General features: G+C 49.1%; 12 protein-coding genes. 2 read left to right on the top strand and 10 right to left on the bottom strand.

Annotated features, from left to right (window positions below):
- Positions 1-19: 19 nt before the first annotated feature.
- The 8 genes from M1D70_RS14650 to M1D70_RS14615 all read right to left on the bottom strand — a co-directional run bounded on the left by M1D70_RS14650 (position 20) and on the right by M1D70_RS14615 (position 9,244).
- Complete coding sequence (locus M1D70_RS14650) at positions 20-502, bottom strand: DUF6530 family protein (RefSeq protein WP_009590597.1); 483 nt, start codon at positions 500-502, stop codon at positions 20-22.
- 323 nt (positions 503-825) lie between these two features.
- Positions 826-2,283: an ABC transporter substrate-binding protein gene (locus M1D70_RS14645; RefSeq protein ID WP_456290281.1), complete on the bottom strand. Its 1,458-nt coding sequence runs from the start codon at positions 2,281-2,283 to the stop codon at positions 826-828.
- Positions 2,284-2,352: 69 nt separating this feature from the next.
- On the bottom strand, positions 2,353-3,249 hold the full coding sequence (locus M1D70_RS14640; protein WP_009590583.1) for a carbohydrate ABC transporter permease: 897 nt from the start codon (positions 3,247-3,249) through the stop codon (positions 2,353-2,355).
- On the bottom strand, positions 3,249-4,175 hold the full coding sequence (locus M1D70_RS14635) for an ABC transporter permease (protein ID WP_009590570.1): 927 nt from the start codon (positions 4,173-4,175) through the stop codon (positions 3,249-3,251). Before M1D70_RS14635 ends, M1D70_RS14640 begins: the two co-directional genes overlap by 1 nt.
- A 30-nt stretch (positions 4,176-4,205) precedes the next feature.
- On the bottom strand, positions 4,206-5,471 hold the full coding sequence (locus M1D70_RS14630) for a Gfo/Idh/MocA family protein (protein WP_456290279.1): 1,266 nt from the start codon (positions 5,469-5,471) through the stop codon (positions 4,206-4,208).
- Positions 5,472-5,504: 33 nt separating this feature from the next.
- Entirely contained in the window at positions 5,505-6,596 is a 1,092-nt protein-coding gene (locus tag M1D70_RS14625) for a DUF4832 domain-containing protein (protein ID WP_009590581.1), read from the bottom strand.
- Positions 6,577-7,902 (bottom strand): acyltransferase domain-containing protein, encoded by a 1,326-nt coding sequence (locus M1D70_RS14620; protein ID WP_456290278.1) that lies wholly within the window; start codon positions 7,900-7,902, stop codon positions 6,577-6,579. Before M1D70_RS14620 ends, M1D70_RS14625 begins: the two co-directional genes overlap by 20 nt.
- Complete coding sequence (locus M1D70_RS14615; RefSeq protein ID WP_456290277.1) at positions 7,880-9,244, bottom strand: DUF4832 domain-containing protein; 1,365 nt, start codon at positions 9,242-9,244, stop codon at positions 7,880-7,882. The genes M1D70_RS14620 and M1D70_RS14615 overlap by 23 nt, the downstream gene beginning before the upstream one ends.
- A gap of 351 nt (positions 9,245-9,595) precedes the next feature.
- On the opposite strand from M1D70_RS14615, the gene M1D70_RS14610 reads away from it, so the two are divergent.
- Both M1D70_RS14610 and M1D70_RS14605 read left to right on the top strand, forming a co-directional pair.
- On the top strand, positions 9,596-10,618 hold the full coding sequence (locus M1D70_RS14610) for a LacI family DNA-binding transcriptional regulator (protein WP_009590609.1): 1,023 nt from the start codon (positions 9,596-9,598) through the stop codon (positions 10,616-10,618).
- Positions 10,619-10,714: 96 nt separating this feature from the next.
- Positions 10,715-12,703, top strand: a complete 1,989-nt coding sequence (locus M1D70_RS14605; RefSeq protein WP_456290276.1) for a DUF4832 domain-containing protein — start codon at positions 10,715-10,717, stop codon at positions 12,701-12,703.
- A 122-nt stretch (positions 12,704-12,825) separates the two neighbouring features.
- Here M1D70_RS14605 and M1D70_RS14600 read toward each other — a convergent pair whose 3' ends face one another.
- Together M1D70_RS14600 and M1D70_RS14595 are read right to left on the bottom strand one after the other, a co-directional pair.
- On the bottom strand, positions 12,826-14,118 hold the full coding sequence (locus tag M1D70_RS14600; protein ID WP_456290275.1) for a class II aldolase/adducin family protein: 1,293 nt from the start codon (positions 14,116-14,118) through the stop codon (positions 12,826-12,828).
- Positions 14,119-14,329: 211 nt separating this feature from the next.
- The gene (locus M1D70_RS14595; protein WP_456290274.1) at positions 14,330-18,040 is read right to left on the bottom strand and encodes a cobaltochelatase subunit CobN; all 3,711 of its coding nucleotides are present in this window, start codon (positions 18,038-18,040) and stop codon (positions 14,330-14,332) included.

The following is an 18,040-nucleotide window of genomic DNA, read 5'->3' as shown; positions in this document are numbered from 1 at the left end:
TATCTGGGATGCCTCCTCTTTATTCGTACCCCAATTCTTTCAACGCTCTGGTTAATGTCCGCAGCCTTTCACCAATCATCTCGCCGTTATCGCTCAAAGCCCCGTTGAACAGCCTGATATCCTCATGGATCTGTTCATTGTCCGTGCATACGGCTACCGTCATGGCGCTTCCCTGCAGTCCGATCCGGTCGATCACGGGATTCTGCGGATCATAGAGCTGCTCGTATCGATAGGCTTCGCTAAAATGCGCCAGTGCGCTGCAAACGAGAATAGACAAATCCAGAATGCGATGAATCGGAAGCTCTAACGATTGTTCGGTTGCATGCCCGTCCGCATCTCTCCATACTCTCGCGGCAACATTTGCCTGGCCTTCCTCATTACCTTGAGACAGTCCGAGGGATAACGCCCTAACATCTGTGGCGCCGGCAAACCGCCCGTCGACCTCCCCGTAATTAGCCGATACAATGACAGGCTTATGATTCATAGAAGCGTGTATGTTCATCATTTCTCCTCTTTTCTCAAAAATGGATCTTACGCAAATAATTCAAGTGCATCGTTTGCCATAAGAACATATAAGCAATGACCAATGATCAATAGAACGATAAACATTTTGATTATTCATCTATATATATAATAGACATATTTCATTTTGTTGTAAACAACTGACTAGTAACGCCCAGCAAAGCGTAAAATTGTGAATTGCAACAAAAAAGAAAAGAAGCATCCCCTTGTTCAGGAGATACTTCTTCTGAATTAATGATGATCTGTTTCACCGACAGCTCTCAATTTCAGCTGCTTCGTTGCTGGAATGCGGAGATACCCCTATTATTTGCCTGCCAAGAATTCATCCAGCTGACGCTGTATCTCGGCGACATACTCGTCAATCCCAGCCGCCTTCAGCTTCTGGATGGCTTTGGGATACTCTGTCTCAAAATCGACAAATCCGGAACGGATCGCAGCTAGATCTTTGCCTGCGACTTCTTTCAAGGATGTCTCGATCAACTTAACCTTTTCGTTATTGAATCGGAATCCCAAGGATTCGGATCGAACAGCCTGATCATCCCAGCTCTTATATTGATCGATGGATTCCTGGGCCACGTTCGGCCCGAACAATTGGTAATTCTGGTTTCTAAACATCCATTCATAGAAGAATTCGCTCGGGGTGAGCTTATTGATTCTTCCGTCCACGATCTCGTAGTCCTTGCCTTCGACGCCATAGAGAGCAAACTGGTAATTTTCCTTGGATTTATAAATCCAGTTCACAAACCTCATGGCTCCTTCCGGATTCGGAGCATTGACTGGAATGCCCAGAACTTCCCCGCCTGTGGCGGTTACATAACGCGGCTTATCCTCGGCTAGCAGGTAGGTCTTAACCTCGGCATCCGGGGCATTGGCTTTGATGGCATCGACGATTTCCATTTCCTTGCCCAGAGATCCTTCCACCCATAAATATAGGCCGGTCTGCATGCGGGAGTCTCTCTCGTTGTACTTGATGGTCAAATCCTCTGTGTATAATCCTGCTTCATACATTCCCCGGTTAAATTTCGCCACTTCCTGGAATGCTTCCGTTTCATAATAGCTGTATGCTTTCTTGCTGTCTTCCCCGAATACAACCAAATCTTCGACGGCGATCCAGTTATATTGTTCATCGGTAAAGTATCGAGTCAACGGTTTAAAGATAATGTCGGCGGGACCTTTCATTTCAGGAAACTTCTCTTTCGCCTTGGTTGCGAATTCTTTTAAATCGTCGGGTGTCTTCACGTCGGTCATCCCCACGGCTTCCAGAATATCCTGGCGGACGGCAACCAGCTGGTACATGGCCGAGGACGGTGCATAGGCCGACGGAATGCCGTGAATTTTCCCATCGATGGTTGCGCCTTGAAGCTGTTCCATCGGCAAAACTTTCAACATATCCTGACCATATTCCTGGATTAAATCATCCAGAACCATGGCTTGTTTCTTGTTGACGATCGTAGAAAGATCCGGAAGACCATCCCAATATAAATCGATCGGTTCGTTTGCGGCCAGCATGATATCTTTCTGTTCCCAATACTGGGCCCACGGCACATATATGACTTCGACCTTTAGACCGAGATCGGCAGCCATTTTCTCTGCGAATTCATTGTTTAAAAATTCGTTCATGCGATCGCTTCGTTCCCCCGGATACAAAATCGTGACGGTTTCGAGCGCGGCTGCCCCCTCTTTTTTGCCGCTGCATCCTGCCATTACCGAAACGGATGCGATCAATAAAACCAACAAGATCAGCATTTTTTTTGCTTTCATGAAAGACCCTCCCTATGAAATGGTTAATCTATGTTAAAAGCCTGAATCGGCCAATAACCACGCAGGTGTCTATTCTTTTACCGCTCCGGCCATAATCCCGTGCACGAAGTATTTTTGAATGTAAGGATACAGGAAAATGATCGGACCGATCGTGATGACCGTAATGGCCATCTTCACGGTTTCGGCAGGCAATGTGATGTTGCCTGATGCCCCTGACGGAATTCGTCCGGAACTTATCGCATTGACGTTCGACAGAATGTTGTAGAGGAAATACTGCAGCGGAAACAAATCGCGTTCGTTAATGAAGATCAGCGCATGCCACCAATCATTCCAATATTGAAGCGCATACATTAAACCTACCGTCAGCAGTGCGGTTTTGCTTAACGGAAGGGCTATTTTGACATAGATCGTAAAATAATTGGCGCCGTCCATCTCGGCCGCTTCATATAAAGATGGAGAAATGCTTGCAAAGTACGTTCGCATCAGAAACATGTTCCATACGCTGAATATGGACGGCAGGATCAAAGCCAGAATGCTGTTCTTCAACCCGTAATAATTGACGCTGACCATGTACCACGGTATCAAGCCGGCCGAAAAGATGATCGTAAAGTTGCTAATGAAAGCGAGCACGTTGCGGTATTTCAGCTTTTTGATAGATAGGGAAAATGCAATCATGCTGGTAATCAACAGAGCCCCGAACGTCCCCACAGTGGTTACAAATAGGGTAACGCCGTAGGATTTGAGCAGTTTCATTCCACTATTAACAAAGATATATTTATATGTATCCAAGCTGGGGCTCAGAGGGATGATCGAATATCCGTTTCTCGCAACGGCCTGTTCCGAAGAAAAGGACACGCTTAACGTTAATACAAGAGGATACAGACAAACGAGTGCGAATAAGCCAATGAATGCATAGGCAAAGCCTATCACCAATTTATCGCCAAGCAATCTATTCTTTTCCATCATCAAAATAGACCCTCTCCGTCGTTTATTTTCTTAGCGGATTTGTTAGCAGCCGTAATCAGGATCAAGCCCATCAATGACTGGAATAGCCCGATGGCCGTCGAGTAAGAAAAGCCCAGCGTACGCATCGACTGATAAACGTAGGTATCGATGACCGTTACTTCTTCAGCCAGGACCGGGTTGTTGCCAACGATACCGTAAATCATCCCAAAGTCCCCGTAGAAGATTCGTCCGACACTCAGCAAGCTCAAAACGATGATCGTTGGCTTCAGCATGGGCACGGTCAAGTAAAGAATTTGCTGCAATTTGTTAGCGCCATCCACCTTGGCCGCTTCGTATAAGCTCCCGTCAAAATTGGACATCGCCGCCATGTAGACAATGGAACTGTAACCGCTCCATTTCCAGACGCTCGACAGAATGATGATCCACTTCCAATACTTTGGCTCCGAGTACCAGGAGATCGGCTCTGCACCGAAGAACTTCAAAATATGATTCGCCACGCCCACATCCGTGGAGAAGATTCCGTACAGAATCGCACCGACGACAACCCAGGATATGAAATAGGGAAAAAACATCATGCTTTGCGCGATCTTTTTGTAGGCTTTATGCCGGATTTCATTGATCAGAATGGCAATGCTAACAGGAATGATAATGCCTAAGATGAGACCGAAAAAGTTGATGTACAGCGTGTTATAGGTAACCTTCCATCCCATGCTGTTTTCCGAAAAAAAGTATTTGAAGTTGTCCAGACCCACAAATTTGCTGCCGAAGATGCCGTCGACCACATTGAAGTCGGTAAACGCCATCCATATCCCGGCAAACGGGATATAGGAGAACATGATCAGCACGATCAGCGCGGGTACGCACATGAGATACAGGATCCTGTGTTTTTTTATTTCATAGAGAAATCCCTTGACAGCCGAACTCATTCCATCACCCCTTTACATGTGATTACACGACTATGCTGTAATGCCTTGCTGCAGCTTCATCTTTAGTTCATCCAGATCGATCACGGTACCGGTAATTCTCGCCTCTTCCGCGGCATAGGCCATCATATGGCTTTCAACGGACATGTCGATGGAGGATCTGCTGCTGAAGTCGGCATTCCCCAGATTCTCCAAGAAATCATTCATCAGACCGGTATCGCCGCCGTTATGTCCGCCGCTCACCGTTGCCGGCCGAATGACGGTTTGGTGTACGGGTTCTGCCATATTGGAGTTAAAGCGGGTGACTTCGATAATGTTCAAGTTATCGTCGCCTCGGATTTCCCCATGCTCGCACATGATTTTGAGCGTACGGTACATTTTGTTGGTGAATCCGCTTAAATTAAACGTTGCCGTTACCCCGTTTTTGAACTCGATCAGGGTGACTTGATGGTCGCATACATCATTGTCAAGCCGATATACGCAGCGTCCGTAAGGACTCGTTGCTAGCGCTTGGAGCAGTCCCTCTTCGCTCTGATCCGCCGAAATGACGGTAGCGGGCCATTGGCCCCTGATCGGCAAATAGGCTTTTCTTGCGTCGAATCGGCAGTTCGCGGCTGCCTTACAATCGAGGCATCGTTCCGCACTGCCTGCCGGTGCATTCTCCTCTTTGAAATACGTAAGGCTCCCATACGATGAGATACGTTTCGCCCCGCTGTCCACAAGCCAGGATAGAATATCCATGTCATGACAGGATTTCTGCATGATGATCGGGCTCGCCAGATCGCTTCTTCTCCAATTGCCTCTTACGAAGGAATGTGCCATATGGAAATTGCCGATGTTCTCGTTGTGCTGTATGGTCACGATTTTCCCGAGTTCATTGCTATCGATGATTTTCTTAATTTCCGCAAAGAAGTTCGTATATCTGAGCACATGGCATACAATCACCTTACGGCCTTTTTCATTAGCTTTCTCCTGAATTCTCATGCATTCTACCGGACTTGGTGAAATGGGCTTCTCAAGCAAAATATCATAGCCAAGATCAAGCGCCATCATCGTTTGCTCGTAATGGTCCTTGTCCATGGAAGAGATGATGACGGCATCGCAAATTTTCCCCATTGCATAAAACGCATCCACGGATGCAAATTGTTTCTCCAACGGAATCTGAAACTCATCCGCCGCTGCCTTTCTTCTGCCGGCATCCGGCTCGATGACCGCCACAATTTCCTCGCTTTGGCAAGCGTGCCTTGAATAGATCATGCCTCTTTGTCCTGCACCAATTAATGCTAGTTTCAACTCCATAACCTCCAGCGAGCTCGTATTTGTCTAGATCGATTATTCTTGTCCCGGCATCTGGGGATCTTCCAGGGGATAATATCCTTCCGGATAATAGGTGTCCCATATATTCTTGAGCGAATCCTCGCGGGCGGCTTCGACTTGTATCGTACCCATCTCATAAAAACCATCCAGTTGCCGGTTCTGTATATTCAGCGTCAGTGAAGAACGGTCTTCGAAGCAGAGCGCTATGCCAAGCGAATAGGTTCCCGCCGCGATGTCCTGCAAGTGTACGATCTCGTTATGGACAAGGTCGCCGGTTAACCAGGAATGCGTGGCCGCGTGCAGCGGAAATTCATAGGACACGTCTTCCTGCTTTAGCTGCAGCCGCAGCTGAAATTCCCGATAGATTCTTGAGCTTCCCGAGTTTACGAACCAGAATCGCAGCGGCAGGCTCCCGCTGCCGGACACCGTTTCCGGGTAGGTTAGCCGACGTAAAGCAAGGTTGTAACCAAGCCCTAGGCTTACGTTGGACATCCCGGCATGCCAGCGAAAGGCCTCCCGTCTGATATGGGAACCGCCAGCTTCATCGGTCACATGGAGGAACACCGGGTAACTCTTCCATACCCGCTGCAAATGATGTTTGGCAAAGGCTTCGCAGCATTCGATCCAATTCTCCTCGCTGCACTTCACCAGCAAACCAAAGCCGCGGCCGCGCTCCTTTAAATATTGAATCAGCGGTTCATTCTGCAAATCTGCAAGCAGCACCTGGGATCCAAAGGAATCGATATAGGCGTTCCATTCTTCCTTGCTGTTTGCCAAGGTCGAGATCAAAACGGCCGCAAGGCGTTGATCCGAATCCATCATACTGCCGACTTTTCGAATCAATGCCGCATAACATGCTTCGTGGTTATCCTTCGCCCATTCTGGCAGGTCCGGCGTCAGGAGAAGAACAGGATTCGTAATCGCTTTCAATACCTTGTCGATCCCTCCGAGCTTATACTCTCCTCGCGCTGGTTCTAGTTCCTTCCATGAAAAAGCCGCGTATTCGAATCGACCGTGGCTTGTATCGTACTCCTTGACCGACAAGGGCTTCGGCCTGATTTTGACGGTTTTGTATTTCTCGTAGCTCTCAAGCGAATATTTCCCCATCCTCTTCGCTCCTTTGTAAATGGCTGTCAACGGTTCCGCGGAACAACTCTATATCTGCGTCGGTTATATAAGGCATGCTGCCAATCCGGCTGATATCTTCCGTCAGCACGATCATGCTTAACGTATTGAATCTGGCCCCGGTCCGCATATACTCAGCTGCCGCTCTTTGCAGCGAGGTCGGATATTCGCCGGTGTTCAACGCCGGATCAGCATTCCGGTCTCCAAAGACTTCATAGCGCAGCATGCCGTCCCCTTCATCGGTGGGATAATTATAAAACTGCCGTTGAACGTGGACGATATTGCTTTTTTCATTGTCCAAAACGAGCGAGAGCCTGGTATCATAAAGCCAGCTTGAACTCCAGAAGCCTCTGATGGGCAATTCCGGAAAATATCGATCATAGAACTCGATGGCCATCGCCATGGAATTCCTCAGCCTGTCCGGCGTGTACCCGGGCCCGGAAGGAATGTGAAGCGCCAACAGGGTATCCCCTTTTTGAAGCACGGTATCCCAGTCCTTCTTTAAGATCGGTGTCGTTTCTCTTTCGACGAATCCCATGGGATTGATCCGATTCGCTATAATGAATTCGGCATTCTCCTGCCATTCCGATGTGAAGCGGCCTTGCGAATCATAAACATCGTTGATTCCGTTCTGCTGTCCATCGCTGCGGAAATCCTCTCCGGGATGGCGAAGGGCAAGCACTTCCTGCGTATTCCTATGGCGGAACATGGTGAAGGAATCCTCGAATCGGTACGGAATAAAATAGAAGCGGTCCAACAGAAAGATGGAGCAGGTATAGAAATTCATCACCCACGGGAAATCATGAACCTTGGCATCGCCCTGCAGTGCCAATTTTTCCATTTGCAGCTTCAGCGGTTGATGCGGAATGTCCTCATAATAGGTTAGGGGTACGGAACGCTTCTCCAGCATCTTCATGGAGGGCACCACGCAGGCGAGCAGCAACAAAAACGAATATAATTCGCCGTACTTCTTCATGCATGCGGGCGTCATATTGGTATAATGGGCTTCATCACAGCGATTGCGCGCCGAGCACAGATCCTCCACCAAAAATTTGGTAAAATGAAACAATACGGCGTCTTCCTCTATCGCTAAAATCCCCTGTTCAATCCATTGCCGAGTCTCCTCGGGAGTCTGATATCGCTCAAAGATTCCATTCAAGAAGCCCCTTGGTATGAGATAGGGCTCGCCATCCGGTAGATAGCGATCATATTTAGCTTCCAATCCATCAGGCAGATAATCAAAATCACAGATCGCTGTTACTTCTTTATAATTCATCGGCCTTTCCATTAGCCTGCCTCCCCCTTTCGACGAATAGCTTACCCATCGGGTAAAAGCCGTCTTGATATCCCGTGATTGCCAGCTGGATATTCCCGATTTCCTTCACGCCGGTTTCGATGCCAATTTCCAGCATATACTCGCCCGCCGGCATATCGTTAGGAAGCGAAAACCTTTCTATCCAAGCAATATCCTCATCCGGGAGCCATTCCCTGATGTCTTCACTGCTATGAAGCGTATACGATCGACATTGGCCGGTTAACCTCACCGCCAGCGGATAACGATGATAAATCGGAGCGACGCCGACATTAGCCCACAACGCTTCGATGTTTAGCTCTCCGCCAACGTCCGCTATCGAATCGTACGCGAATTTCCTTAATTCGAAGCGGTAGCCCATCTTGTTAATCCAAGCCTTGACCTTCTCTCTCCAGGGTTCCGGCACTACCGTCCCTTTGTTGTTAAAGGATGAAATATGCCACTTGAGCGTTTCCTGTATGATATAGTCGATATCCCAGCCCTGCAGATACCAGTCATTCATATGCCAGCATGCTTCGAACAGGATCGGCGCTTTCTCCCAGGCATCGCCCATCTCAAAATTTTGAATATTTTGCGGATAGAAATCGGTCATATGCGACCATTGATCGCCATGAAAGCCGCCCATATCCCCCAAACAATCCACGCGAAATCCGACTTTGGCTTTGCGTTCATTTATGATCCGGATCGACAGCGGATCATGCAGCAGTGCCTGGAGAGGCGTTATTTTAAAACCGTCCAAGTAAGCATCCGTTATCTGCTTAATCGCGTCAGTCGTCAGAAATTCGGTTCCGCCGCCTTCCCCCCAGGCTCCGACTATGGTCAAATCGATCGAGCTGATAAGCGGATGGCCGTCAAAGCGGACGGCAAACGCCTTGATGAAATCAGACCAATGCTCGGCATAGGGTGTAGTCAGAGGGTCTACTCTCCAGAACGGAAACTCGGGCTCTTCCGGATATTCGGCCCGGAACCAAGACGGGATATCATCCTCTTCGCTTAATGCGTACGGCGAACAGCGCACCACGGCAGTACAGCCTAATGATTTGGCGTAATCCAGCTTTTCCTCCAGTACGCTCCAGTCGTAACTCCCTTTATCCGTTTCGATGTCACGCCAACGAACGCTGCAGAAAAATACTTTGCTGTCCGGATGATTGTACGTCCTGCTGTCTTCCGCAAACTTATACTTGCGCTGCGCTTCCCCCCGGTTATCAACAATCCGTTCCGGATCTCCCATCAAGCCCGGCGCCGTGGTAAAGCCGATGCCCGGATTGGTCAACATTTCATCCGATATCATTGGGTAAACCGTTACTCTCTTGTTCATATCCCAACTCCCCCATGCACTAAACAGAACCCTCTGTTTGTTACGTTATTTGTTACGTTATTTCTGTTTTATTACACAATTTGTTTAGTGATTTCATGTTATATCATTCGCATGTTATCTGGCAATATCAATTTTGAAATACTACGAAATTTCTAGTGACAACGCATGGAATATACATGTCACTCTTGATTTTGATTAAGGAGGAATGTAAAATGAAATAACGTAACGATATTGCGCAACAAACAACGTAACATAATCTATAATAAAAGCAAATCATTGTTTACAATGTAACATTCCTATAAACTCTAAAATGGCGATTATTAGTAACTTAAAAGGAGAATGTGTTTATACATGAGTACGATTCGGGATGTTGCTAAACTTGCAAATGTATCCACAGCCACCGTGTCCAGAGTGTTAAACAATGATACGAAGTATAAAATCACGGACGAAACCCGGGAAAGGGTTTGGCAAGCCGTTACGCAGCTCAACTATAAAATCGCATCAGGGCCCAAGCGCAAGGTTTCTGCTCAGGATCCGGCCGAAAGCAAATCGCATATCAAAATCGGATGCGTCTTAAGCGTCACCAAGGATAAATACAACGATCCCTACTTCATGTCGATCTTATCCGGCGTGGAAGAACGCTTGCTTGGTGCCGGTTACAACATGTCCTTTATCCGGACGGGAATTGAATTGAACGACAGCAAGATCCTGTTTAATACATTTAGCGAACCGATTACCGGCCTCATTCTCATGGAATCGCTCGATCATGAGACCTACGAATATATTCGCAAGCAGGTCCCGTACATCGTAGGTATCGATACGGAACGCGGGGATATCGACAATGTCGGCTACGATCATTACAATGTCGCTTCGATGGCCGTCAGCCATCTCATTGAAAAAGGCCATACCCGAATCGGATATATCGGGGGAAGCGGATTATCGAGCAATCTCAAAGACAGCCGCCGTTATCGGGGCTACTACGCAACCATGCATGCTGCCGGATTGTCGGTCAATCCCGATTGGGTGATTGATTGCATGTGGGATGAGGCGGTCTGCATCGAAAAAATCAATCATCTATGTACAACCCGAAATTTCCCGACTGCCTTCTTTGCCGGCAGCGATTTAATGGCTATGGCCGCCCTCAACGGCCTGTATAACAACGGTATTTCCGTTCCTGACGAAGTAGCGGTTATTGGGCTATCCAACATTGAGGTATCCAAGTATTCCAATCCGCCGCTGTCTACGATCGATGTGCCGATGAAAGAAATCGGCATGGTAGCTGTCGATAACTTAATCGACCGAATCAACGGAAACAAGCTGCTGCCCAAAAAGGTGATTTTGCCTACCCGCTTGGTGGCACGCAGCTCAACTTAAACGGCTTAATCACGAATTGTTAATTGCCTGCTCGGAAAGGAGGTGAAGGATTCGATTTTTTGAGAGTAAAAGAACAATTCTGTGAGGAGGTTTGACATGAAAGCACGGGGTATCCATTGGAAGCAGCCGTTTGCCCTAATTACCATGACGGCCATTCTACTTGCCTTATTCCCTTTTCCCCGCCTTACTTGGTCTGCAGAAGCTGCCTCTGCCTCTATCGTTGTTGACGGCGATCCGAGCGACTGGGAGGGCATTCCGGCCCTATCCACGAATACGGGAACGGCTCAAATCTTAAAGGCTTCCCATGACGACAAGAATCTTTATCTGCTTGTTCAGGGCTCCGGCCTTAGCACTACGATGGGAAGCTTCTGGTTGAATACGGACGGGAATGCTTCTACCGGATATCAAGCTTTTGGCTGGGGCACGACAGGCGTTGAGTGGCTTCTCGAGAACCAATCCTTATACCGCTACTCAGGCAATGGAAGCAGTTGGAGCTGGAATTTCTCATCGTCTCTGACTTCTTCTCAATACGTACGTTCCTCATCTGTGATTGAAGCAGCGATCCCTCTTTCTACGCTTGGACTTGGCGCAGGCAGCAGCGTGAGCATCGGCTATCTGGATAACAATTCGGATATGCACCGCCTGCCGGCACAGAACCAGCCGCTTCCGGTCTATACCTTACAAGCACATAATCCGGGAGGCCAAATGATCGAATTCTATCCAACCGAGCTGAATGATCCGCTGAATAACCCGTTTAAAGGCTGGGCTCCATCCGCAAAATCTACCAATTACCCTCAACCTCACCGACTGGTATATGCCGGCGTGACTTGGAAGGAGTTTGAGCCGACGAAGGGCAATTATGATTTCAGCGCGATTGAAGCCTCCAATCATTTCGACTATTGGAAAAGCCGCGGCGTCAAGGTAATCCTTCGCTTTATTCTGGACAGTCCTTCCGGCGTGGCTCACCGGGATATCCCGGATTGGCTGTACAACGACATGGCAAGCCTGGGACAATCGCCGGGCAAGGCCTATCGCGACGATACTGGAGGCATGGGAGCCGGCAACAACACGGGCTTCTCTCCTAATTACAGTTCCGACTATCTGATCGCCAGGCACAAACTTGCAATCGAGGCGATTGCGGACCATTACGACTCCCCGGATAGCCCGATCGCTTTTGTGCAAATCGGTTCGCTCGGACATTGGGCGGAATTCCATACCTGGCCTTATGTCGGACCGAACGGGGAAAGCAACTATACGGGGGCATTCCCTCCGAACAGCATATCCAACCAATATATCCAGCATTATATCGATGCCTTTGCCGATCAGGAGGATTACACGCAGCTATTGATTAGACGCAGCGTAGAGCTTGCCAAGAATAACAACAAGGGTTTGATTCTGGGAATGTACAATGACGTCTTCGGCGATCAGCCGAGCTTCGATTCCGATTGGGGCTGGTATACAGGCACCCAGAACGGATATTGGGATGACATCGGCCAGCAGCAACCCGCACATGCAAACTTTTGGGATACGCGCGTCTCCGGCGGCGAATTCTATGGCGGTGCTTATGGCATGAATGCTGCGCTTACGTCAGGCAGCGGCTTCAATGAGACCCTTCGGCAAACCGAGCTCAGCAAGCCAAGCTGGCTGGGACCGAATTCTCCGGCTTCCCTGGCGGTGGGGAATCCATTGCAAGGCAACATCGATACGCTCAAGAAACGAATGGGTTATCACTTTGTCGTGAACAAGGCTGGATACCCGCAAGAAAATAGCGGAAGCACGCTCGAGGTATCCGTCACGGTGGAGAATAAGGGGGTTCAACACTTCCCGTTCAATTGGCCTCTTGAAATCCAGCTGCGCAGCGGCGGCCAGATCGTGGCACGCCAAACCACATCGGCGGACTTAACGACCTGGAGAACAGGGCAGCACACGGTCACAGGCTCTCTTCCTACGAATACACTGCCGAGCGGTACTTATGAATTAGCCATAGCGATTCTCGATCCATCGACGAACCAGCCGGCCGTTGATTTCGCTAACACAAACCGGCTTTCAGACGGAGCATATAAGATCGGTTCATGGACCAAATAGCATGATAACCGGATTTCAACTATCATAATAAAAAGAGCAGCAGATGGCCGCGTATCATTCACGGCAACTCTGCTGCTCTTACTTCATTTAAAGGCTATAGATCATGAACGCCAGGTTCTTACTCATGATTCCAGATGAAATGCTGCTTCAAGCTCGCGGATCCGTTCATCATCGATGTGGATAACATCGCCTAGCGTTCTTGCCGACAAAATGGACTTCGCGCTGTACTCCGCAACTTCCAATCGATCAAAAGCGTTGAGCAGGCTTTGACCGGCAACGATTACGCAGTTATTGTTCACAATGGCAATCAGCGTATTGGCTTTAAACAGCGAAGCGGTACGCTCAGGCTCATTATACACCGCATGAAAGGGGAGCTTCGGCGTTCCGCGAAGCAATATATAGCTTTCCGGAATCGTCCTCGAATCGAAGGCCGTGTCGGTGACCGCAAATGCCATAATGTTGGGAGGATGCGCGATGATGACCGAATGGACATGCGGCTGCGTGTTATAGATCGCTTCATGGAGGAAAACGGATTTGCTCGGCTGTTTGCCCGCTTCCGACTTGCCGTTCTCGATGCGGACGAGGTCCTCCGGTTCCAGATGATTGCGGTCTTTGCCATATGGCGTGATGACAAAATCGTTTCCTTGCAATCGATGGGAGAAGGTGCCCTGCGTGCTCGTGAACAATCCCTGTTTATACGCGCGTTTCATCAATCCGCACAAATCGCGGCGCAGCTCTTTTTCTTCCGACGTGCAGGAATCGCGGATGAACGTATCCATCTGCAGCGTGCTTTTGTTGCGCACGGTTTCGTAATCCTCATCGGTAAGCAGGACCGGTTTACCGATTCGACGCGCCTCAATCTCTAGGCGTGCACAGAAGTCGAGGGTTTCGAACCGACGAAACGCTTGAAATAGGTCCTCTCCCCCGACCACGACCCCGTGATTCTCCAGCATGACGGTGTCGATCCCTTGCTTGAAGACGGCTGCAATGTTCTCCCCGAGCTGCTCGCTTCCAGGAAGCGCATAAGGCGCGATTCCGATCTCGCCGCAGATTTGCCTTTCGTTCGGAAGCAGCCTTGTATCCGGAATGCGCCTTACAATGCTGAACGATACCAGTGCAGGCGGATGGGCATGAATGATCGACTTCAAATCCGGGCGGGCTTGATAGATGAGCCGGTGAAAGGGAAATTCGCTGGAAGGCTTGTGAATTCCCTCTACCCTGCCGTCCTCCTTCACGCATACCATATCCGACCGGTTAAGCGACCCTTTGTCCACTCCCGCTGGCGTAATCCATATATCCCCGTTATGGTCCCTGATCGACAAATTGCCTCCCGACGTGGTTGTCATCCCATGGTTGTAAATGCGATTGATAAAGAGAAGAAGCTGATCTGCCGGATGCACAAATTCCTGATTCATTCCTGCCACCGCCCTATCCGAATGTTTTTGTTTAGTTTTGTTTGTTTTTATTATACTGTTTTTTCTGTCGATTTTCGAGGAGAAATGTGGCAAAAACAATAACAATAGCCTTAAATAATATTGATGATGATCCTGAACCGGAACGTAAAAAAACAGGGATGATATCATCCCTGTTTTTCCGTTTTGGCATAGTGGATCTTCACTTTAAGACCTAGGTATTACGGCCTTCCAGATCCCCTTCAATCTCCAAATAGCGATCACGCAACATTCCCAATTCATCCTCCGACGCGTTCCAATAATTCCGTTGATGACTCTCCAGCAGAGTTTCCAGCATACTGTGATATGCAGAACGGTTATTGTCCCGCATTTGCTTGCTGCGCTGTTCGTCCGCAACATATTCCTTGTGAACCGAAGAGAAGATCCAGGAATCCACCTGGTTCGTTGTCGCTGCCAGACCAAGCAAATTTTCCGTTCGGTCGGCTATGTTCTGTGCACCGTGATAGTCATGCTTCAGCAATCCGTCCATCCACTTGGGATTAAGCAAGCGGGTTCGAACGCCTCGCTGAATCGATTTGCGTACTTCTTCCGTTAATGCCTGCTCGCGCGTGGTATCGGTGATATACATTTCCGCTCGACTGCCCTTAACGATTTCTACCGATTTCGCCAACCCTCCGAAAAATTCGTAATAATGGTCCAAATCCGTAATTTCGTGCTCATGATTACTCCGAATTTGCGAAACGATATCCACGGCCTCCAAGTTGGCCTTATACAGCTCAAGCATTTCCTTGCCCCTGTAGTTGGAGCTATATACATGCTTCAGGCTGCTCATAAATGATGCGCCTATTTGGCTTTCCTCTTCCCACTGTTTGGTCTCGATCAGCTTGGTTATGGACGTTCCATATTCTCCTTCGGCAGGACCGTAAATGCGGGCGCACGCCAAATCCCAAGCCTCGTCGTGCCCGGCGCCGGCATTGCGCAGCTGTCGGTACAGCAGCTCCGAGTGCTGTTTGAACCCATTTTGATCCATCGGCTCATCCAGCTCGGATACTTCTTTAAAAATGCGATGAAGCATGAATAGCTGGTCCGGAAACATATCGCGGAAAAATCCGCAGATATGCACGACTACATTGATTCGCGGTCGGTTCAGTTCGGAAAGTGGAATGATTTCATATCCCATATGCATGGAATGTCCCCGTTCTTTGATCCTGACGCCCAGATAAGCCAGAATCTGGCCTAACGTCTCTCCCTGGGTTCGCGAAGTTTCCAGCCCCCACATCACGAGTGCCGTCGTTTCAGGATATTTTTGATGGGCCTCGTAGTACAGCTTCAAGGTATTCTCGGCAATTTTCAAACCGGTCGCAGCTGCCGTCCGGCTTGGAATGGATCGCGGATCGAACTGAACCAGGTTATTTCCGGACGGCAAAACCTCCGGATTACGAACGCTGTCCCCGGCTAGGCTAACCGGCAAATACGCCCCATCCAGCGCCCGCAGCAGGTTCTTAAGCTCCATATCCGCTTTGGTGGAGTGATATGCCGTTAACCCGTGATTCCAGATGTCGTTCCAGCGTGCCTTCATTTCATCCGGCAACTGTGGAGGCTCAGGGATGGTTTCATTATGAATGAAGGATAACACGGCATTTCCTACACACTCATCCAGCAGTTGCAGTCTTTCAATGTCCCGGTTTTCCAGCAGGCTGTCATAATCCCAAGCCATGGATGTTGCAAATACTCTTTGCAGCGATCCAAGCATTCCCTGCTCATGGCTCAAAATCATTTTCATATGCCCTGCCGCTTCTTCATGGTTGTAGCCCTCGCCGACGACATGCAAACCGTTCGGGATCACGGATCTTCGAATCCGATACAGCTCGATTTCGAGCTCTTCCAAATCGTCCGTTTCCATAGAAAGCGATGCCGCCTGGTCCCATATCCTCTTCTTTATGTCGGGAACACGCGTTGGATTCAGCCGTTCCGTTTCCCGGTACTCGTGCAGCATCGCTTCAAGCCCGGCATATTCACCATATAATCCGCTTGTCGCGAAGGGCGGGGATTGGTAACCGATCAAGGCAGCATGCGACCTTCGCTTCGCGATCATTGCCTCGGACGGATTTCCAACGTAATACATATAGAAATGCGGAAGATCTTGGATCAGGGCATCCGGCAAACAATCACCGGACATTCCGCTCTCTTTCCCCTCCAGAAACTCAAGGGTTCCGTGGGTTCCTACATGCAGGATGGCATCCGCCTTAAATTCGTCCCGAATGTATTGATAGAATGCCAGATATTGATGGTGCGGAAGAAGGCTCTTGTCATGGTAAGCAGCCTCGGGATGCTCGTGAACGCCCCGGCTGGGCTGGACCCCGATAAACAGGTTTCCATTGAGCAAGCCGGGGATTTTGAATGCTCCCTCCTCCGTCGTCATGATATTGCCAGGCGCCTCTCCCCACTGCTGAATAAGCTCATCCTTGCGATTGGCAAACACTTTATTATTCTGCTCATAAGCCTTATTGTCGTACGTTGGAAGCTCAACGGACCAACGCTCGTCCGTCCAGACTCCGGAATTGACCGCTCCTTCCCGAAGGAAGCGTTCCCTTAATTCAGCTCCGGTAAAAACCTCTGTCGTGTAGCCGTGATCTTTCATCGCTGTCGCGATTCGGGATATGGATTCGAACGTATCCAGAAACGATGCCTGAAATAAATGCCCCTCTCCGGGAGGATAGTTATAGCCGATGATGGCGATACGCTTTTCCGACGGCTGCTTGGTTCGAAGGTCCAAATATCGCTTTATTCGGCTAATCAATCGCTGTGCCCGCTCCTCTATGATCCGCAGTTCCTTCGTATGAAGCTGCATTCCCTCATCGTATTCACGTCCGGATAATGCGGCAATCGGAAGCATGTCGATGCTCCCGTCGAGTTCGGGCAGCATCATTTGGACCAAAAATTCGGACGGCGATAAACCTTGCAACGATCCTTCCCATTCTTCCCGTTCCCTTCGCGTTAAGAAGAACGGATGGAACATCGGCGCTTCAACTTCCTTTATTAAGGATAGGATCTCATCGCTTTTCCCTCCGGTTGGCCCCGCGCCGAGCCGGAACGGAACAAAATTTACGATCAGATCGATCTTCCCGCCCTGGGAGCCTCCTTGCATCAGCAAACTTCGCAGCCTTTGTGGATCGACGCGTACCAAGGAAGTGAGTGCGATGGGTAGGACATTCGCAAATTTCCGAAGGTCCTGAATGATACCGCCTACGATTTCACCGGTATGGAGCGGATAGCTGTACCCCATAAATAGCACGGCTACCGTCGGCAAATGGGTCCGAACGGGCGTCAAGCTCTGATACGCCTTTAAAGATTCATACGGTCGCTTCAATAACGGGTCGTATATACCCAACGTCTCTAGAACAGAAGGCGGTTCCACCGGCGGCCAATCCGTTATATAGCCACATGTTGTAGCGATATAGCCCAGCATATGCTCCAAATTGTCGATACTTGAATGTTTCCAGTAATCAAGTAAGGTTCGATAATGCTCAAGATCTTGATTTATATCAATCCGAGCGGAAGAAGCCGACGGATCCCCCCGTTGACCGCTGCCGGCAATATCTTCATAACGCAGCGAGCCCAATCGGAACAAATCTTGAATCCCATCCGCATTCCCTCCTAAAATCACCTGCTGCGCCTCAAGACCTTCACAAAGATCATGAATGCGGGAAAGGGTTTGAGCCGGCGTACCGTGCGGATCATGAATAATAAACTCCGCTTCCTTTACCTTTGCTTTCAGCCGCTTCCATTCTTCATCCGACAAAGTTCCTTCTAGATTAAACACGGATAACGCTAGACGACTGCGAAAAGATGCGTCCCATTTCTTATATAGCTGCGACAAATCCCTCATCGCTGCATGCGATGTCGTCAGAACGGCGATTTTCAC

Source organism: Paenibacillus sp. AK002, assembly GCF_053903045.1.
The sequence above is the reverse complement of the archived record's forward strand: the minus strand, read 5'-3'. Positions and strand labels throughout refer to the sequence as shown.